Annotated in this window: 19 protein-coding genes and 1 other RNA gene; 8 read left to right on the forward strand and 12 right to left on the reverse strand. The window is 49.3% G+C overall.

Annotation, left to right across the window (positions count from 1 at the left end; all coding sequences use genetic code 11):
- Positions 1–20: 20 nt before the first annotated feature.
- From GEI7105_RS0121575 to GEI7105_RS0121585, 4 genes are all read right to left on the reverse strand, one after another.
- A complete protein-coding gene (locus tag GEI7105_RS0121575) occupies positions 21–1,058 on the reverse strand; it encodes a Gfo/Idh/MocA family protein (protein ID WP_017662493.1) in 1,038 nt (345 codons plus the stop codon).
- A gap of 33 nt (positions 1,059–1,091) precedes the next feature.
- Positions 1,092–1,835, reverse strand: a complete 744-nt coding sequence (gene rnc / locus GEI7105_RS0121580) for a ribonuclease III (protein WP_017662494.1) — start codon at positions 1,833–1,835, stop codon at positions 1,092–1,094.
- A 106-nt stretch (positions 1,836–1,941) separates the two neighbouring features.
- An RNA gene (gene rnpB / locus GEI7105_RS33905) (RNase P RNA component class A) lies at positions 1,942–2,389 on the reverse strand.
- A 114-nt stretch (positions 2,390–2,503) separates the two neighbouring features.
- Entirely contained in the window at positions 2,504–3,340 is an 837-nt protein-coding gene (locus GEI7105_RS0121585) for an Npun_R2479 family HD domain-containing metalloprotein (protein ID WP_017662495.1), read from the reverse strand.
- A gap of 229 nt (positions 3,341–3,569) precedes the next feature.
- Between GEI7105_RS0121585 and GEI7105_RS39285 the strand changes: the two genes are divergently transcribed.
- From GEI7105_RS39285 to ybiA, 6 genes are all read left to right on the forward strand, one after another.
- On the forward strand, positions 3,570–3,998 hold the full coding sequence (locus tag GEI7105_RS39285; RefSeq protein WP_245555347.1) for a transposase family protein: 429 nt from the start codon (positions 3,570–3,572) through the stop codon (positions 3,996–3,998).
- A complete protein-coding gene (locus GEI7105_RS39290) occupies positions 3,944–4,378 on the forward strand; it encodes a transposase (protein WP_245555474.1) in 435 nt (144 codons plus the stop codon). The genes GEI7105_RS39285 and GEI7105_RS39290 overlap by 55 nt, the downstream gene beginning before the upstream one ends.
- Entirely contained in the window at positions 4,348–4,509 is a 162-nt protein-coding gene (locus tag GEI7105_RS39295) for a hypothetical protein (protein ID WP_017662496.1), read from the forward strand. The genes GEI7105_RS39290 and GEI7105_RS39295 overlap by 31 nt, the downstream gene beginning before the upstream one ends.
- A 31-nt stretch (positions 4,510–4,540) precedes the next feature.
- On the forward strand, positions 4,541–4,726 hold the full coding sequence (locus GEI7105_RS39300; RefSeq protein ID WP_245555486.1) for a transposase: 186 nt from the start codon (positions 4,541–4,543) through the stop codon (positions 4,724–4,726).
- 905 nt (positions 4,727–5,631) lie between these two features.
- Positions 5,632–7,131 (forward strand): hypothetical protein, encoded by a 1,500-nt coding sequence (locus GEI7105_RS31795; protein ID WP_218959085.1) that lies wholly within the window; start codon positions 5,632–5,634, stop codon positions 7,129–7,131.
- 585 nt (positions 7,132–7,716) lie between these two features.
- Positions 7,717–8,196, forward strand: a complete 480-nt coding sequence (ybiA, locus tag GEI7105_RS0121610; protein ID WP_017662499.1) for a riboflavin biosynthesis intermediates N-glycosidase — start codon at positions 7,717–7,719, stop codon at positions 8,194–8,196.
- An 11-nt stretch (positions 8,197–8,207) separates the two neighbouring features.
- Here ybiA and GEI7105_RS0121615 read toward each other — a convergent pair whose 3' ends face one another.
- From GEI7105_RS0121615 to GEI7105_RS0121635, 5 genes are all read right to left on the reverse strand, one after another.
- On the reverse strand, positions 8,208–9,410 hold the full coding sequence (locus tag GEI7105_RS0121615) for an RNA-guided endonuclease InsQ/TnpB family protein (protein ID WP_017662500.1): 1,203 nt from the start codon (positions 9,408–9,410) through the stop codon (positions 8,208–8,210).
- 226 nt (positions 9,411–9,636) lie between these two features.
- Positions 9,637–10,809, reverse strand: a complete 1,173-nt coding sequence (moeB, locus tag GEI7105_RS0121620; protein WP_017662501.1) for a molybdopterin-synthase adenylyltransferase MoeB — start codon at positions 10,807–10,809, stop codon at positions 9,637–9,639.
- A 218-nt stretch (positions 10,810–11,027) separates the two neighbouring features.
- Positions 11,028–11,483: a Mov34/MPN/PAD-1 family protein gene (locus tag GEI7105_RS0121625; RefSeq protein WP_017662502.1), complete on the reverse strand. Its 456-nt coding sequence runs from the start codon at positions 11,481–11,483 to the stop codon at positions 11,028–11,030.
- 47 nt (positions 11,484–11,530) lie between these two features.
- Positions 11,531–12,271, reverse strand: a complete 741-nt coding sequence (locus GEI7105_RS0121630; protein WP_017662503.1) for a peptidoglycan-binding domain-containing protein — start codon at positions 12,269–12,271, stop codon at positions 11,531–11,533.
- A gap of 112 nt (positions 12,272–12,383) precedes the next feature.
- The gene (locus GEI7105_RS0121635; RefSeq protein WP_017662504.1) at positions 12,384–12,692 is read right to left on the reverse strand and encodes a YkvA family protein; all 309 of its coding nucleotides are present in this window, start codon (positions 12,690–12,692) and stop codon (positions 12,384–12,386) included.
- Positions 12,693–13,050: 358 nt separating this feature from the next.
- Between GEI7105_RS0121635 and GEI7105_RS0121645 the strand changes: the two genes are divergently transcribed.
- Positions 13,051–14,111 (forward strand): ISKra4 family transposase gene (locus GEI7105_RS0121645; protein ID WP_144053634.1). Its coding sequence is split into 2 segments (ribosomal slippage): positions 13,051–13,207 and positions 13,207–14,111, totalling 1,062 coding nucleotides; the frame shifts between segments, so codons are not numbered across the junction.
- Here the strand turns inward: GEI7105_RS0121645 and GEI7105_RS35295 are convergent.
- Together GEI7105_RS35295 and GEI7105_RS0121650 are read right to left on the reverse strand one after the other, a co-directional pair.
- Complete coding sequence (locus GEI7105_RS35295; RefSeq protein ID WP_071592098.1) at positions 14,108–14,461, reverse strand: type II toxin-antitoxin system PemK/MazF family toxin; 354 nt, start codon at positions 14,459–14,461, stop codon at positions 14,108–14,110. The genes GEI7105_RS0121645 and GEI7105_RS35295 overlap by 4 nt on opposite strands.
- Positions 14,439–14,636, reverse strand: coding sequence for a hypothetical protein (locus GEI7105_RS0121650; protein ID WP_017662505.1), 198 nt, complete (start codon positions 14,634–14,636; stop codon positions 14,439–14,441). The genes GEI7105_RS35295 and GEI7105_RS0121650 overlap by 23 nt, the downstream gene beginning before the upstream one ends.
- Before the next feature lie 212 nt (positions 14,637–14,848).
- On the opposite strand from GEI7105_RS0121650, the gene pheT reads away from it, so the two are divergent.
- Positions 14,849–17,284: a phenylalanine--tRNA ligase subunit beta gene (gene pheT, locus GEI7105_RS0121655; RefSeq protein WP_026097848.1), complete on the forward strand. Its 2,436-nt coding sequence runs from the start codon at positions 14,849–14,851 to the stop codon at positions 17,282–17,284.
- On the opposite strand, the gene GEI7105_RS0121660 is transcribed toward pheT, so the two are convergent.
- Complete coding sequence (locus GEI7105_RS0121660) at positions 17,281–18,057, reverse strand: GNAT family N-acetyltransferase (protein WP_017662507.1); 777 nt, start codon at positions 18,055–18,057, stop codon at positions 17,281–17,283. The genes pheT and GEI7105_RS0121660 overlap by 4 nt on opposite strands.
- Positions 18,058–18,245 lie beyond the last annotated feature (188 nt).

An 18,245-nucleotide genomic window follows, 5' to 3' on the forward strand; every position in this document is an offset into this window, starting at 1 on the left:
CAAAGTCTGAGTCGATCGCCCTACTCGATCGACACGGGAACACCTCCCTGACTGCTCGATTCAGTCAGTCCTCGCAACACTTTCACCAGTTCGACACCGACCCAACCGGAGGAGCGATCGCAGGGTTGTTGCGATCGCACGCTTTTGAGAAAGCCTTCAAACACGCGACGCAACGGTTCGGCTGCGGGAGTTGCGATCGCTTCGGGTTCGACGGCCGACGGGTTCCAATCCCCGGCTTCCGTGCGATCGAGATATCCGCGATACAGGGTCAGCGGTGATGGGCTGAGTTCGTCAAATACCAAAGTTCCTTGGCTTCCGGTCACCGCCAACCGTCGCTGTTTGTCGGGGTTGCACCAGCAGAGGTGAATTTGGGCGCGAAACCCGCTGGGATAGGTCAACGTCGCCCAAGCGACATCGGCCAATCCTTCGGGAAACAAATCTCTAGGGGCAGCTTCTGCGGTCGGTTGCAACCAAACCTCGCCGGTGGCGCTTACTTGGGTCGGCGACTCTCCCAACCAACGGTTGAAAATGGCGATGTCGTGAATCACCAAGTCCCATAAAACATCCACGTCTCGACGCACCGGTCCTAAATGGGTTCGCGCGGCGTATCCGTAGCGCAGTTGTCCCAACGCGCCGCTGTTGACGACTTCTGCTCCCCGTTCGACGGCGGGATTGAAGAGATAGGTATGATCGACGGAGAGGATCAGATTTTTCGATTCGGCCAGGTGACAGAGAGCGATCGCCTCTTGGGGGTCGAGGGTGAGGGGTTTTTCGGCCAGGACGTGACAGCCGCGATCGAGAATTTGCGAAATCGTCTCGTAGTGATCGGTAGCGGGAGTCGCCACGATCGCCGCCTGGACTTGTGGGAGAGGCTTGACACTGGCCCATCCCGTCGTCAAAATCACGCGTCCGTCTAACTGATATTTGTCCGCCACGGCTGCGAGGCGTTCTGGGTCGCGATCGACCACCGCCACCAATTCCGCGTCGGGATGTTCGAGGACGTTGCGAATCAGATGATTGCCCCAGCGTCCCGCGCCGATAACCACGATACCAACCATGAAAACTCTCGATAAGTAGAGGAATATTGAGCTTTAAGAGGTCTCAGCCGTGCCGCTGACTTCCACGTTCCCCCGAGACAGCGCGAAAAACGCTTCTCGTGCGGCGGCTTGTTCGGCCGCTTTGATCGATCGCCCAGTTCCCCGTCCCAAGCATTGGTCTTTCAACCACACTCGAGCGCAAAACCGATCGTCGCTGTTATGTTCTCGTTGCACCTCTTCGACCCGGTACTCCGGAAGCAACCGGTGATGTCCCTGAGTCCATTCTTGCAGCGCGGCTTTGTAGTTGTGTCGTGCCGGATCGCGCAACACCTTTTCGGCCAAGGGTTTAAAGTGGGAGTCGAGCCAGGGGCGAATCAGTTCTGTCGTGTGCGTACTCAGATACAACGCGGCTGAGACGGCTTCTAAGGCATCGGCCAAGCGCGATCGGTAACCCGATTTGTCGGCGGCGGCACTTCCTGCCATCACCAAATAGCGATCGAGTCCGTAGGTTTCGGCAATATCGGCCAGAACGCGATCGCTGACCAACACCGATCGCACGGCTGCGTAATCTCCCACTTTCACCTCGGGATAGGTTTCCCAGAGGAATTCCGCCGCCGCCAAGCGAATCGCCGCGTCGCCGATAAATTCTAACTGTTCGTAGTTCCGTTCGGCGGATGCGGTGGGATGGGTCAGAGCGATATCCAAACAGTCCCAGTTTAACGTGGGGCGATCGTCGATGCCGAACTTAAGAACTAGCTGACGTAACGCTTGTAAGCGACGGGGATAAATTGAGGACATTGAAATTGGCGAACAGACTTGGAAAGGTGACGGGACGGAAGCCGAACACTCGAAAATTCAAACCGATCCCAACGGGCGATCGCTTCAAAGGTCGAGAATTAGAGGTAGAGAAAGCAGTCATAAGCCGGGTTCTGTTCTCGACGCCACCAAGGGCATCGAGGGCAGTTATCTATCTGGGACGCCTGTTACCAGACGCCTCGAGCGGTTCTCCAAAAGCGAGACCGGTAAAAGACCAACCGTCGTCTCTTCGACCTTGCACCCACCTGGGGTTTACCGAGCCAGCACCTCTCGATGCTGCTGGTGCGCTCTTACCGCACCTTTGCACCCTTACCTTTTACAGTGAGCAGTCATCAGTGAACAGTGAACAGTGATGACTGCCTGCTGTAAAAGGCGGTATGTTTCTGTGGCACTGTCCTCACGCTCGCACGCACTGGGCGTTACCCAGCAGGTTCGATCTTTGGGGAGCCCGGACTTTCCTCGAACGGACGTTCTGTCAGGGCGATCTTTGAGGGTCGCCACCGCGATCGTCAGTCCGCAACTGCCTCGCCTACTTTCTCTACCATGTCTAGTGTGACAGGAGGGCGAGGGCGGTGACAAGATCGGCGATCGCGATTCTGAGGATTTGGGGTTGAAATTCGGCGATCGGTGGGGTCTTTAGGGGACGAAAATCAAATCGTAGCGTGTTCGACGCGAAAAACGTTACTGAAAAGGTTCGCGACGATTTGCTTGCCTTCTTGGGTCACTTCGAGGTATTTCAGGGCATTTTTGATAAAGGGATACACCCCGTTCCAGTAGAACTTAGGATATCCGTTTCGCAAGTCTCCCGGTGTTTTGTAGCCGAGGGCTTTGTTGGTTCCCGTTTCCTCGAATTCGTAGAAGAGGGCGCTGATTTTTTGTAGGTAACGGGGATCGCTTAGTTGTCCGATCAAATCCGCCGCGCGAATTAACCCCGGTAAATTAATGGTGTCTTTGTGATCTTTGCCAGCGGGAACGGGAAACCGCGTCAGTTCGATGCTGCTGCGAATTATGTGAGCGTCGATGAGGCGGTGGCCGCCGAAACGTTCGTCGATAAAGAGTTTGCCGCGATCGACGTGGTAGGGGGTCAAGGCAGCGTCCGTGGTACCGGGAGGCAGGTATACCATCGTATCGTCGATGCCCGTCGAGTAGAGTCGCCGCACTGCATCGTCTTTTCGACAGACACCTTTCACGTAGCCGATATCGTGACACAGTAAGGCGATCGTCACGTGAAGCCAGTCTTCGCAGGAAATTCCCCCGTCGCGAATGTGTCGCCCCCGTAGGATCTCCTGTCCGACCAGGGTTACGAAGATGGTATGTTCGACGTTGTGATAGAGAGCGTCGCTGTTGGCAATGTTTTCGAGCGCCATCGCACCCGCCCAGCCGATAATTTCGGCGTAGTCCGCTTTCATACCGCCATAGGTTCGGTGGTAGTTCTCTTGGAGTTTGGGTACGAAATGGTCGATGAGTAACTGAGTGGCATTAAACATCGCCAGCCTTCCTCCCTTGGCGTTCTCGAGTCTCGTTCGTCGTGAGTCAGACGCGACGAGTACAGTTCTGTTTCTCTCGATCGTACAACTTAAGATCCGTTTCGATCGCCCGTCCAAGACACCCACCCCCTCTTGATTGCGTGTAGCAGGCGATCGAGGAGGGCATAGGGGTCTTCGGAGTTTGAGGTGATAATAGTATAATAGAAAACAAATGCAGGCGGATCTAAAGATGAACTTTTTTGTAGAAGACTTAATCAACTTACCCAAAGTAAGAGTGAGAAGCGTGGTCAGGGAACGCGAAGCAATATTTTTGCAGCTAGGCTTTAGAGAAGAGGAAGTTGCCTGTCCTCATTGTGGCAAAAAGACGGGCGAACTTAACCAAACACGAACCGTTAGAGTTCGAGACTTGCCCATTTCGGGTCAACTCGTATATTTGCAAATACCACGGCGTCAGTTTTACTGTAAAAAATGCCAACAATACTTTACAGAAGAACTAGACTTTATTGAAACTGGTCGAAGGTTTACTAGGCGGTACGAAGAATATATTTACGAGCGAGTAATCGCTAGTAGCGTCGAGCAAGTTAAAAGAGAAGAAGACTTGTCTTGGCATCAGGTAAATGGAATTCATCAACAGGTATACGAACGCAAAAAAAAGTAAATTGGGGACAAGTAAAAAGGTTGGGTTTGGACGAGATAGCAAAACATAAAGGTCACAAAAAATTTGTGACGGTAGTGAGCGATTTAGAGAAAGGAGAATTGATAGAAGTCATCGACTCTCACCAACAAGAAGAAATCGCTGAAGTTCTTCTACAGCAACCGTTAGAGGTCAGAGAGGCAGTCGAAGAAGTCAGTGTAGATATGTGGGGAGGATTTCCAAAGCTTATCGAAAAAGTGTTTCCCAATGCCCAAATTGTCGTCGATAGATTTCACGTTATGAAAGCGGTGAATGACAATCTAAATAAAATCCGAAAGCAGGTGAAGTTTAAAATCAAAATCAAAGGAGCAAAATGGTTATTGCTGAAAACCAAAAAGACTTAAAAGAAGAGGAATTGGAAAAATTAGAGGCCGTTTTTAAAACAGTCAAAAACGTTTACGAAAAGCTTATCAGCTTAAAGAGGATTTTAGAGAAATTTATGAAACAACTCAAGACCCAGAGAGCGGAAAAATAAATTTAAAGAATGGCTGTGTAAAGCACAGAGTATTTATGGTGATGCTGTCAAGACAATTCGCAATCATCTTAACACAATATGTAATTATTTCTTGAGCCGAACAACCAATGGTGTTATGGAGGGTATTAATAATCGTCTTAAACTGATAAAGCGTCAAGCTTATGGCTTTATAAATTTTGAAAATATGCGAATGCGCTTTCTGTCTTGCTTTACTTAATAAGTTTTTCTTATCACCTTGTTTTGCGAAGACCCGGCATAGTCCGCTTCGTTGAGGTCTTCATAAAGCAAAAATTCTTTTAATTGATAGCGATGGGTTTGGGTAAGGGTTCCAGATTGCCAAACTTCAAAAAAGAAATCTGATAGTGCGGGGCGCGAGGGTAAAAACGAGGATGACATTTAGAGGTACGGGAACTCTACAGTTAAATCTTTACACTTTTGAGTTTGAGTTTCTGCGATCTCGTTCAACTCAACCTGTAATCTCGGAACTCTTTTAGGGTGATTCGCGTCAAAGGCTGGGGTAATTGAGATCTCTGGGGTTGGTGATTCGATCTATGCTGTTTGTGCGATCGCGATCGCTGCTGTTTTAGTATTTTTTTGATAATACTCGTTTAATGGGGTGAAGTTTTTCTCCACAACTTCTCGGATTTTGATGTCATACCATCTAAATAAGAACCCAAAAACACAAACTTGTTAAACCCGCTTGTCGGTTTACCGATCGCTCTGTTCCTCGTACGCTCTCCACTAAAATCGTCTCTTTTATACAGGGCGATCGCTCACCAAGAGACAAAATATAGGGAACCTCGAAAAATTGATTCTAGCTCAAAATTCAACGGCTGAAACCTTTGGGATTTTGTTCTCTATTCTTGATAGAAGAGCCTTTTTTTAGTAAGTTTTAATTAATCGAGGTTCCCTATAGAAAAAACCTAAATCAGTTGTGTAAAAAAATTGAAACAAAAAGGGAATAGGGAACGGGCAATGGGGAATAGAGAACGGGAAACGGGGAATCGATTTTTTTGGTATTTTGATTTTTGACAACTCATTTAGGACTGCTACGATCGAACAATTTTTTAAAAAATAAATTTGAAATTTTCTCGAAACATAAATCCTACGATCGCTCGTTTGTTGCTCAGTTCGATTGAGAGATTTTTAAAAATGTGGAGATTTCAGTCTAACTTTTTCTTTTGCCAAAATCCGCGTCAATTTGCAAAAAAAATTATATTTTATTGTTTCTTGTTTTTATTTGCAATTTTGATTGTTCGAGCTTTTGGAATACATAAATATTTTTCAGGCTATGTTTTTATGGAATGGATGGTTAACTATAAGGGTGGCTTTGTCAGACGAGGATTGACTGGAGAGATTTTTCTGTATCTTCAAGAACACTACGGCTTAGATGTTTACAGGATCGCTCAAAAATTCGCACATTTGACTTATTTAGTATTTTCTGGATGGTATATTTTAAAGATAAAAAAATGCAAAAAAATAATGAACTGCGAATCTTTGATGGCAGTCTTGTTTTTGCCCTCCCTGGTTTTGTTTCCTCTTAACGATGTGAATGTAATTGGTAGAAAAGATTTTTTATTTTTGTTTGGATTGCTAATTAATTTGTATTTTTTGCAAAAAACATCCACTTGCATTCAGTTGAATTCAAACTTAAAAGCGTCGATCGATCGATATTGTCACCATCTCTTTTTTGCTTATAATTTACTTTCAATTCCAACAGCTTTATCCCATGAAGCAATTCTATTTCTTTCAATTCCTTTAAATACAATTATAACTGCAACTTGGATTGGTGCTTATTTTTCTAAAAAAGAAGTCCTGAAGCGGACTTTTTTGATTTATTTTCCGACAGTTTCCATTGCTTTTTTGTGCTTATTTTTTAAAGGAAATTATGCAACAGCTTTAGCAATTTGCCAGTCTTGGCAAAGCTATAGTCATATTCATCCAAATTTGGCAGCAAACTGCACTGAAAAACTTCCAGAGATTTTGAGATTTTTTGATATTTCATTTAAAAAACTGCTTTTGGAAAATTTGTCTAAAAATGTCATGAGAGATCGAGGACTTGCCTTTATTCTTTGGACGACTGTTTTTGGCGCTAACATAATTATTTTAATGCGTGCTTCATCACAAATATCGATCGAAGCGATCGAAAATATTCAATCTAAAAATCCAGAAGACGATAGATTTTCTCGTTCGGATTCTGCAATGCATATTTTAGCAAGTTTTAGCTTTAAATATGCGTTTATTCCTTTTTTATGCTCGATCGTGCTTTATATAGTTGCGCTCGATTGGGGTCGATGGTTTTTTGTTATTTTTATATCGTATATTATCTGCTGCGTAAGTCCTGCCTTAATTCAGCTTGAAACATTTAGTTATTCTCAAAATCGATGGATATTAAGATGGCTGTCTCCACTTTACTTGCCGTACTCCAGGGCATTTATATTTTTATTTAGAGCGCAGTTTGTTCAAAAAATATATAGTGTATATTCGATCGGGTTATTTTATACGTTATTCTTTGTGAGAGTGCCTCATACAAATATTCAATTGAACGATCTATATCGAGGATTGGGATATACGTTTTCAAGAATATTGTCGTACGTCTTAAACATTTTAGGATTGAATTGAAGTTACTCCTCTGATTTATAAATTTATTGTAAAACATATGTCTTTGATAAGATCGTGTTAGAAGTAGGTTATGTGGAGCGATCGCGAAACCCAAAAACAGATCGATTCAGAGCCGAGACTCCGATTTGATGAATTTACATTTTTGAGATGCACCCTATCGTGAACCATATTTTTTCAATAAGATCGTGTTAGCATGGCTTTAGAAAAACACAAAAAAAACGTCTAGCACTCATTTCAAAAATGTAAATCGCTCGGAGGCAAGCTTGAGTCCTCGATCGAGCTGCTTTTGGGTTTCGGCTTAGCTCCACCCAACTTATCTCTACGATCTCCCTCAATTAAACCTATAATCTCGCAACCCCTTCTAAAGTGATTTTCGTCAGAGATTTGAGTAATTAAAATCGGTGTGATTTGTGATGCAAAATATTTCAGAGAAGTGGTGGCGATCGCTGTCAGTTTTGTTACAATTTGCTATTGTTAAGGGCGATGGATAAAATTCACGCTCGAACCCTATTTTAACGGCTCGAATATTTTGACGGAAACTTTCCCAAGTTGAGGATTTTTGTTCAAAAGAGTTGCCAGAGAAGTATGACGATATATTTTTACAGCACGCGCAAACAACCTTACGGCTGCTTTTCTAATTTTTCATCCCACGGATTCGAGCTTGACGGTTACTGGTGGAAAACCAGCGAACATTACTTCCAAGCTCAGAAATTTGTGACGAGCGATCCTCAGTGGAGCGATCGCATTCGAGACAGTAAAACCCCAAAAGAAGCGGCTCGCTTGGGACGAAGCCGCCAACATCCGTTACGGAAAGATTGGGAAGAGGTTAAAGAGAATATAATGGAACGTGCGGTGTTTCAAAAATTTAAAACACACGCAGACATCCGAAACATTTTACTCGAGACTGGCGACGAGGCGATCGTTGAAAATTCTCCTATCGATGCCTACTGGGGATGTGGAAAAGACGGAACGGGAAAAAATCGCCTCGGACAAATTTTAGAGATCGTGCGCGATCGCTTGAAATCTGAGGAGAGTTCCCCAACCTTCACCCCCAAATCTCCGTGAACTACCACTCATCATCGCGAGGCGATTGATGAGTGGCTTCCAGATTCACTGGGAATTGCCTCGGGAAGCATCGAACGAATCCGACCTCCCTTTGGCCTTACATTCCCTCCACTGGCAGAAGCCCCGGTTCCCGAGGCCCATATCCGCAAGCCTTCATTCTTGATGTTGATTGCCGCATTGATGTCCCGGTCGTGGACTCGCCCACAATGGGGGCATTCAAATGATCGCACGTCGAGTCCCATCTTGGGGAGCGGCAACAGCGTTTCAGAGCAAAGGTGAGTACTGGGGAAGAATCGATCCACTTCTAGATAAACCTTCCCTTCCCCCTCTGCCTTGTATTTGAGCCGGGTCGAAAACATTCCCCAGCCCACATCGCTAATCGCTTTGGCAAGGCTGTGGTTCTCGATCATGTTCTTCACCGCGAGATTCTCTACCACAATCACTTGGTTTTCGTTAACTATCTTGCGGGATAGCTTGTGGAGAAAATCCGCTCTGGAGTTAGCAATTTTATTGTGAACTCGCGCCACCAACCGTCTGGCTTTTTGACGGGAATTCGACCCCTTCTGTTTCCTCGAAAGCTTGCGCTGTTTACGTTTTAGGTTGCGCTCGTGCTTTTTGAGGTGACGGGGATTGTTGTATTTTTCACCATCAGAAGTCACCGCAAAATGCTTCAATCCCATATCGATGCCAATGGCTTTGCCGTCGGCATTGGGTTCGGGTTTTTCCGAACCGTCGTCGATAAGGATTGAAACATGATAACGACCGTCAGGATGGCGACTGACGGTTACGGTTTTGATTTGCCCTTCAAACCAACGATGAACGCGACAGTACACTTCTCCAATCTTGGGAAGGTGCAACTTATCGCCTTCGAGTTTGACGTTTTGTGGGTATTGAAGGGATTGCCGTTTGTGCTTACTTTTAAATCTTGGATATCGAGCGCGTCCTTCAAAGAAGTTAACGAAGGCTCTCGAGAGGTTGAGTACCGAACTTTGTAGACATTGAGAATAGGTTTCTCCAAGCCACTCAAGCTCTCGCTTCCATTGCGGAAGCATTTTCTTGAGTTCCATCCCAGAGATGCCTTTCCCCGTTTGGCGGTACGCTTCGGTTGTCAGTTGCAGAGAACGATTCCACACGAAACGGCAGCAGCCAAAGGCTTTTTCCAGGGCGACTTCCTGCTCTTTCGTGGGATAAATTCTCAGCTTGACGACTTTCATTAGAGGCAGCTAGCTTTGCACTAAGGGCAGCATAACAGATCGAACGGCTTGCCCGCCACCTTACCGCCGCGATTCATCTACGCTTCAATCGGAGATTAGAAACGTAGGATTCTCGCGGTTCAGGCTAAACACCTACGAAGAAACCGGCCTCTTTGGTAGAAGCCGGTTTTGAAACTCAAACGCTCGCGTCAAAGGTCGGTACGCAAGCAACAAACCACCTTACGGTCTAGTAAGTTGGGACAGACGGATCGATTTCTTTGCTCCAAGCGTCGATACCACCTTTCAAGTTCGTTCCTTCGATCCCCGCTTCTTTCAAAATCGATAAGGCTTTTGCAGAACGACCGCCGAGCTTGCAGTGAGCGATCAGACGCCGTCCGTTCAGCTTGTCTTTGACCTTATCGATACCTTCGCCGCGTTCGATTTCTGAGAGCGGAACGAATACCGAGCCGTCAATCTTGGCGATTTCGTACTCGTTGGGGTTGCGGACGTCTAACAACATAAAATCGTCTGCACCGCTGTCCATTAACGCTTTGAGTTCGGAAACCGTCATTTCTGGCATACTCATTTTCCGCTTTTCTTCCTCCGCTTTAGCTTGGGGGATACCACAGAACTGTTCGTAATCGATCAATTTCTCGATCGTGGGACGTTCGGGATTGGGCCGCAGCTTCAATTCCCGAAAAGTCATGTCTAATGAATTATATAGTAATAGACGCCCGCTTAGCGTTCGGCCGCGTCCCAAGATAATTTTGACGGTTTCGGTGGCTTGAATGACGCCGATGATGCCGGGAAGAATGCCTAAAACCCCACCTTCAGCACAGGAGGGAACCATTCCCGGCGGTGGCGGTTCGGGATACAAATCGCGGTAATTCGGACCGCCTTCGTAGTTGAAGACCGTCGCCTGACCTTCAAAGCGGAAAATCGAGCCGTAGACGTTGGGTTTGTCCAGCAGAACGCAGGCGTCGTTGACGAGATATCGCGTGGGGAAGTTGTCGGTTCCGTCCACGACGATATCGTAAGGTTCGATAATCTCGATCGCGTTTTCTGAAGAGAGCCGCGTTTCGTACAGATGTACTTCGCAGGTGGGATTGATTTCTTGAATGCGGTGTTTGGCCGATTCAATTTTGGGTTTCCCCACCCAAGACGTCCCGTGAATGACTTGACGCTGTAAGTTCGAGCGATCGACTACGTCGAAATCGACAATTCCGAGGGTTCCGACTCCGGCGGCGGCTAGATACAGCAAGAGTGGAGAACCGAGACCTCCAGTTCCCACACACAGCACTTTTGCCGCTTTGAGTCGCTTTTGTCCTTCGAGACTGACCTCGGGAAGAATCAAGTGACGCGAATACCGTTCGTATTCGTCTTTGGTAAGCTGGATTTGCTCCAGATTGGGATCGAGCATAGCAGTCGAGGTAGGGCAGAGTTAGGATGAGTGGAGACCGATCGGTTTCGATCGCAAAACCGAACGGTACGAAGAGAGAAACAAACGAAAAACTGCCGACGCCTGTAAGCGTTTCAGGTTGCGTAGGCAGGCTTCGATCTCGTGAAGATTCCTCAGACTATTATCCTAGCGAAAGACCTTCGACCTTGGGCAAGCCCGGCCGATCTCGAGATCGATTTCTACGATCGCACCGTTTCCGCTCGGAACTGGTGGTTTTCGTCGAGTTGCCACGATCGCAGATCGATCGCCAGTCCTTCTCGTACCGACACGATGACATAAGAATACTGCGGCCAAGCCCAACTGCGATCGACTTCTGAGGGAATCGCGGGGTGGTTGGGGTGAGAGTGGTAGATACCGAGAATTTGCCAACCGCGATCGCGACTGGTTTTCTGAGCTTCTAACATCACCTCTGCGGCGATGGTATAGCGACGTTCCTGGGTGTTGAATTCTGCCGTCTCGTCGAAGGTCGTCGCCGTCTCGTCGTCCCAGGCGTTTTCCGTTTCCCAGACTTCGGCGACCCGCTTCTCTCCAGCCTCAGCATATCCCAAAATTAACCCGCAGCATTCACGGGGATAACAGCGTTCGGCGTGGAATTCGATGTGTTGGCGGTGTTGGGGAGACAAGCGTAAAACCACAGGCAAATCTCGACACGAACGCGAGCGGAAAACGGGAGGGAGGACTTTTAATAACCGAGTAAGGCTCCCCAGGTGGCCGAACCGACGACACCATCGATATCGAGTCCGTAAGCGGCTTGCATGGCTTCGACGGCGTCAGCAGTTCCCGACCCGAAAATTCCGTCGATATCGCCTCGGTAAAATCCCAAATCCTGTAGGAGAATTTGCAGTTCGACCACCGCCGAGCCTTCCGCTCCTTCTCGCAGGACGGGGAGGTCGTTCGTGGCGACGGTCGATGAAACTCGGTTCGGGGTACTGACGGCAGTTGTGGAGTACGGCATTGGCGTCGGCATGGGAGCGGCTGCCGTTGTGGGGGTGGGACAGACGCAGGTGGTCGAACCCGTGTTGGTGTAAACCGGGGTGGCGATACCGCCGACTTGCATGGGAGGAAACAGGCGGTTCCAGGTGTCGAGACCGACGACGCCATCGGCAGACAGTCCCACCGACTGTTGGAATTGGGTGACGGCGGCGGCCGTTTCGTCGTCGTACACGCCATCGACGACGCCAGGATAGTATCCCATGAGTTTGAGAACCCCTTGCAGTTCGATCGCCGCTGCTCCCTCGCTCCCAACCCGCAGCGTCGGACGCATGGTGTTGGCGTTAGGGAGGATTTGAGCCAGTTGCGGGGTTTTCTCAGTGTTGGCTGGAGTGGCGTTTGGAGCGGCGATCGCGATCGCTCCGCTTCCAAACCACAACAGGCTGAGAGCAGAACTGAGGCTCAACCACTGTTTCGGAGACTGTTTCAACATGACATCTCAACTCCCAAGGAATCCGTCGCGGTTCAATTTTGACTGAGAACGACGAAAAACAGCAAGCGCCTTGGCTTGTATTGTGCTTTGCGATCGCGCCAAGTCTCGGGAGTTAATCGACGGATACGGCGTCTACATCGACAGTGGTGTCGGCATCGTTGGGAACAGACGCCACCTCGGTTTCCGCTTCGGACACTGGCGACGATTGCAACCGTTCTGTCACCATCTGCACGACTTCCGACACGAGCAAGAACGCGATCGCCACGTCGTCGATTTGTCCGATGATGGGAATCACATCGGGGGAAATATCGAGGGGACTGAATAAGTACACCAGGGTTCCCAGGATGACCCACCAGCGATATTTGGGGTTTCTCAAGACGTTGCGATACCAAGTCGTCAGGGTTCGGGTGACCGTGTTCATGGGCAATTTCGGCTTCTCGCCGCGATTCCTATCTCTTTGTTTATTTTGACATTGACGGTTGAGGAGCGAGCGATCGGCTTCGGTTCGGATTTCCGAGTGCGTCTACAGCTAAGGGGGATTGTCTGGGGAAAATGCGGTGCGATCGAGCTGGGTAGATTTCTACACTTACCGCAATCTCGCCAGACCAGAGTTCCGGAATCTTGAAGATTCTGGGACTCTGGCTTTTCTAAAAATCTCTCTTAGAGTCCTAACCAAACGGGTGCATCCCAGTTTTGCAATGAGTAAGAGTACTTAGAGCGGTTTGAGAGAAGGGAGTTAAGCTAAAAGGAGTTGCCCAAGTCGGAGTCAAGCCTAGCTCATGGATGCTGAAAAACGTCGCCAAATTCAAGCTCACGCTCGAGCGATTGCCGCTCTACTCTACGAAGGAAGTGACCCAGAAGAGATTCAAACCCTATCTGGCATCGAAAAAACCGTCCGTCATCAGCTATTAGAACACGTTAGCCCAGAAGTGGGAAATTTTTTATCCAAAACAGCAGCGGCAGCCAAGGCGGAAGAAAACGGACGGTAAAAAGTCTTCTCGGTCGCTTGAGTCTGAGCGAGCCACAAGCCCAGAAGCTAGAGGTCAAAGCACACAGTCGATGGAGTCCCGAGCTGGAGAAATGCTGTTTACTCCTGAGCGCCAACTCCTCCTACGAGCGGGCGGCTCAAGATCTTGAGGTCTTAACGGGCATGACCGTTTCTGCAAGTAGCCAGCAACGCTTGGTACATCGTCAAAAGTTTGAACTGCCCCAACTCGAAGAGACCGTCGCTGAAATGAGCCTCGATGGAGGTAAAGTCCGTCTGCGTACCGCCGTCGGAGACCCCTGTATCTGGCGAGATTACAAAGCCGTCAATCTCCATGGGGCGAGTGTAGGAGCTTTCTTTGAAGATAACGAGGGCTTGGTGAATTGGGTCAATCAACAACCCTTGGCCACGCCTCTAATCTGCCTCGGAGATGGACACGATGGGATCTGGAATCTCTTTGCCGACATAGGTGATACCACTCAGCGGCAAGAAGTTCTCGATTGGTATCATTTGACGGAGAATTTAGGGAAAGTGGGTGGGTCACAGCAGCGTCTCGATGCCGTTGAAGCTTGTTTGTGGCGAGGTGATGTGGAGGGGTCGCTGGCTCAGTTCGAGGATTGGTCACACCCGCGCGTCACCAAGTTGGTGGCTTACGTGCAAAAACATCGACACCGCATCGTCAACTACAGCTATTACCAGTGTGAAGGGATTTCTATCGGCTCTGGAGCCATTGAATCGACGGTCAAGCAGATTGGTCGGCGTCTCAAGATTTCCGGCGCTCAGTGGGAACGTCAGAACGTTCCACAAGTCCTCAAGCAACGCTGTGCTTATCTCAATGGAGACTTTTACGCCTAACACTTGCAAAACTGGGATGCACCCAACCAAACTTGTAAAGACTGCTCTAATCGATCGATATCGACCTTAGCTAACTGTCCGATTTTTTTGATAGCTAAGCTTCGATCGACCGTGTATAGTCCTCGTTTGACCGCTGTTTCAACATTGAGACCGGCTTCTGACCACCTAGTAAGAACAAACTCACCTGGAAGAAGAGAACTCGTCCGGCTTGTTAGTGGAACAACGATAATGTCTTGCGAAATGTGCGGCTCGCTGACAACAACCGCAGGTCTGATTTTTGAACGCGATAAGTCTGAAAAAGGATACCGAACTAAGAGGAGTTCATACTTAGAGTAGTTCGTTGTAGACATCGTCCTCTGAATTGTCCCAAATCTTGTTTAAAGAACTCTGACTAGCCTGTTGCCAAAACTCTTTCTCGTCACTGGAAAGTACGGTAACAAGCACCTGGCTTCCTTCTTCGAGTTCTATAGATTCTAGAAGTTCGAGTTTGCCATCTCGAACCGTTGCCCAAACTGTTTTAACCATTATCTCAATCTCTCTCGAATCGTTCTGACTTACTGCAAAACACTTGCTGGCGGGATGACTGCGCGACCCATATCTTTAGTTTTAACCCACGCTGCCTCACTGAGTCGCATACCACTGCAACGGCGAACCTCACGCGATCGCCCCCCTCCCGAAACCCGACCCACAGGGTAAAATAGTCAGGCTAAACACATCCGTCGAACAAGGCATCAACCGTGCGTATCTCACTCAACTGGTTGCGGGAACTCGTAAACATCGATCTGTCCGCCGAAGACCTGGCCCACCGTCTCACCATGGCCGGCTTTGAAGTCGAAGACATCGAAGATCGCCGAACTTGGGCTGAGGGCGTGGTTCTCGGAAAAATCGTCGGCATCGAACCTCACCCCAACGCCGACAAACTGCGCGTGTGCCAAGTCAACATCGGCACCGACGAACCTCAACAAATCGTCTGCGGTGCGCCCAACGCGAAAGCCGATCTCTACGTCCCCGTGGCTACCGTCGGAACGGTTCTCCCGCAAGTGGACTTGAAAATCAAACCCGCCAAACTGCGGGGCGTTCCCTCTAACGGGATGATTTGCTCTCTCGAAGAAGTGGGACTGTCGAAGGAATCGGAAGGAATTCACGTTTTTGGCGAAGGCGAAGTCGCCGAACTCGACGCGAAAATCGGAAACGATGCCCGTCCTTTTCTGGGACTCGACGATACCGTTCTCGACCTTACCGCAACGGCGAACCGGGCCGACGCCCTGAGTATGGTGGGAGTTGCCCGAGAAGTGGCCGCTTTGACTGGGGCTCAGTTGAAGTTACCTCACTCCGAAGCGGGCGAGGTTCCCCGCAACGATACGCTGAAATTGGATGTCGCCGACAGCAACGCTTGCCCCACGTATATCGGAACGGCGATCGAAGGGGTAAAGATTGCGCCGTCTCCGGCTTGGTTGAAACAACGCTTAGAAGCGGCTGGCGTGCGTCCGATTAATAACGTGGTGGATATCACCAATTACGTGATGTTGGAGTGGGGTCAACCGCTACACGCTTTCGATCGCGATCGCCTGCAACGCCTCACGGGAAGTGACGACCTCAGCATCGGCGTGCGTTTCGCCAAAGCTGACGAACCCCTCACCACCCTCGACGGACAGGAACGCAAACTCAGCCAACAGGCGTTAGTGATTACCGCCAATGACAAACCCATCGCCCTCGGCGGCGTCATGGGGGGCGAGGAAAGCGAAGTCCACGAGGGAACCACCAACCTCGTCCTCGAAGCGGCGTTGTTCGATCCTGTGGTTGTCCGTCGATCGTCCCGCAGTCAATCTCTCCGCAGCGAATCTTCGTCTCGGTACGAACGGGGCGTCAATTTCGCCGAGTTGGAAGTGGCCTGTCAGCGGGCGATTTCCTTAATTTGCGAACTGGCGGGGGGAACCCCGGTGACGCAGGCGATCGCCGATACGCGACCGGAGTTGTCGAGTACGATTCAACTGAGGTGCGATCGCGTCCGTCAGGTTCTCGGAGACGTTCGACTCGGCGACAGTATCGGCGACCTCCCCGAAACCGATATGAAACGCATTCTCGAAGATTTGAGTTTCGAGGTGACGGAAACGGACACCGAAGGCGTTTGGAACGTGAAAGTTCCGCCCTACCGTTCTCGGGACATCGAACGGGAAATCGACCTCATCGAAGAAATCGCCCGTCTCTACGGTTACGATAACTTCTGCGAAACTCTGCCCAAACAAGGGGCGTTAGGGCAACTGTCCCCGGAATTCGCCCTGACGGGACAACTGCGGGAAGCGTTCCGGGCGGCGGGATTGACGGAGTTAATCCACTACTCCCTCGTCAAACCCAGTCAAGACCGTCAAATCAAGCTGGGAAATCCCCTGTTTGCGGAATATTCCGCCCTGCGAACCGAACTGCTTCCGGCGTTAATCGACGCCTTCGAGTACAACTTGAAACAGGGAAACGGTGCCCTCAACGGCTTTGAAATCGGCCGCGTCTTCTGGAAAGAGGGCGAGGAGTATCGGGAAAAAGACCTGGTGGCGGGGATTCTCGGCGGCGACCCCACGATGGGACGCTGGACGACTTCGGGGAAAGAAGATCCGATGGATTGGTTCGAGGCGAAAGGGGTTTTGCAGAGTGCGTTCGATCGCCTCAGCCTCGAGGTGCAGTATCGCCCCGACAGCAGCGACGAACGGTTACACCCCGGACGCACGGCGTCGCTGTGGTTGCGGGGGCGTCAGTTGGGACGCTTCGGACAGCTTCACCCGCAACTGCGTCAGGAACGAGAGTTACCTGATGAGGTATACGTTTTCGAGTTGGAACTGAGTTTGTTACTCGAAGCGTTACCTTCGACGCAGGTTCCTAAGTTCACAGCGTTTTCGACGTTCCCAGCCAGCGATCGCGATTTGGCGTTCTTCGCCCCGGTTTCGGTGTCGGTGTTCGATTTGGAAAAAGTGATGGGTAAGGCGGGGGGTAAACTCCTCGAATCGGTGGAACTGTTCGACGAGTATCGCGGCGAAAACGTACCGGACGGACAGCGGAGTCTAGCGTTCCGGTTAGTGTATCGGGCCGGCGATCGCACTTTGAAAGATAAGGAAGTGGACGACGCCCATCAAAAAGTCCGCAATTCGATCGCCAAGAAGTTCGATGTAGAACTGCGGAGTTAGTCGAGTTCGACGGTTTCTGTCACCGATCCTTCTTCTGTGAGGAGAGGGATCGTTGACGGTACGTCGAGTTCGCGGTTGTATGCGATGCGGTAGCCGAGAGCGTGACGCTCGATCGCGTATCCCACCCAACCGCGATCGAGCAGTTCGGTTTGAGCGACGAAATCGGAATGTTCGATAAATTTCGGTGGTGAAAGGGCGAGAGGTTTCATTTGAGCGTCGGTTTTCAGGACGAAGCGATCGCAGTTCTCGTGAAGTTTGACCAAACGGTAAATCCGAAAATTCAGATTGAGGAAAAGGCGTAAACTGGGATAGTTCGAGGGCGATACGGTCGCCCAAACGACCTCTTTTCCGAGTGTCTTGAGTTCTTGAAGGCTAATTTGAGTTAAGTGAGAGCCAAAGTTTTGCCCGCGATAGGGAGGCAAAATCACCACCCCAGTCAATCTCGCGTGTCGATGAATTTCTTGGGGTGGAATCGGTAGAGCGTCGAGTAGATAAGGCGTGTCAACAGAGGGATAGGCGGTTAGACGAATTCCCACGAGTTCGTCTTGGCAGAATAATCCCAAGCTGAGATTTTGTGCGAGAATTTGTTCGATTTGTGAGGGAGGACGACGATCGAGAAATAAATTTCCGATACTTCGATTCGCGAACGCTCGAATGTTAACAACATCGTCTAAATTTTGGATCGAGAGACGGCAAATTTTATAAGGAAGTTTTTCGCAATGACCCGCTTCATGTTTGGTGAGTATACCGGAGGCGATCGTGATATTTTTCATTGTCGGTAAATGCCCCTTAAGTGTAAAAAACTTTGAAAAACAGGTAGCTTTAAGAAGCAGTTGGTTTTTAGTACGACTTTTTAATCCGATTCAAACCAACTGCTAATTTTTGGTATTTTAAGTCTGTTGAGTTTCGCGAATTTAAGTTATAGGGAATCTGTTTCCGATAAGCTGGGTTTTAAGAAGTC

Source organism: Baaleninema simplex PCC 7105, assembly GCF_000332355.1.
Taxonomy (GTDB): Bacteria; Cyanobacteriota; Cyanobacteriia; order Cyanobacteriales; family Geitlerinemataceae; genus Baaleninema; species Baaleninema simplex.

Bases quoted from the DNA above. Each gene is read 5' to 3' on its own strand.
- GEI7105_RS0121635 (WP_017662504.1), bottom strand. From the start codon at position 12,692: ATGAACACGGTCACCCGAACCCTGACGACTTGGTATCGCAACGTCTTG.
- GEI7105_RS0121615 (WP_017662500.1), bottom strand. From the start codon at position 9,410: ATGAAAGTCGTCAAGCTGAGAATTTATCCCACGAAAGAGCAGGAAGTC.
- GEI7105_RS0121650 (WP_017662505.1), bottom strand. From the start codon at position 14,636: ATGGTTAAAACAGTTTGGGCAACGGTTCGAGATGGCAAACTCGAACTT.
- moeB (WP_017662501.1), bottom strand. From the start codon at position 10,809: ATGCTCGATCCCAATCTGGAGCAAATCCAGCTTACCAAAGACGAATAC.
- ybiA (WP_017662499.1), top strand. From the start codon at position 7,717: ATGACGATATATTTTTACAGCACGCGCAAACAACCTTACGGCTGCTTT.
- GEI7105_RS0121630 (WP_017662503.1), bottom strand. From the start codon at position 12,271: ATGTTGAAACAGTCTCCGAAACAGTGGTTGAGCCTCAGTTCTGCTCTC.
- rnc (WP_017662494.1), bottom strand. From the start codon at position 1,835: ATGTCCTCAATTTATCCCCGTCGCTTACAAGCGTTACGTCAGCTAGTT.
- GEI7105_RS39295 (WP_017662496.1), top strand. From the start codon at position 4,348: ATGGTTATTGCTGAAAACCAAAAAGACTTAAAAGAAGAGGAATTGGAA.
- GEI7105_RS35295 (WP_071592098.1), bottom strand. From the start codon at position 14,461: ATGTCTACAACGAACTACTCTAAGTATGAACTCCTCTTAGTTCGGTAT.
- GEI7105_RS0121585 (WP_017662495.1), bottom strand. From the start codon at position 3,340: ATGTTTAATGCCACTCAGTTACTCATCGACCATTTCGTACCCAAACTC.
- GEI7105_RS39285 (WP_245555347.1), top strand. From the start codon at position 3,570: ATGAACTTTTTTGTAGAAGACTTAATCAACTTACCCAAAGTAAGAGTG.
- GEI7105_RS0121575 (WP_017662493.1), bottom strand. From the start codon at position 1,058: ATGGTTGGTATCGTGGTTATCGGCGCGGGACGCTGGGGCAATCATCTG.
- GEI7105_RS0121660 (WP_017662507.1), bottom strand. From the start codon at position 18,057: ATGAAAAATATCACGATCGCCTCCGGTATACTCACCAAACATGAAGCG.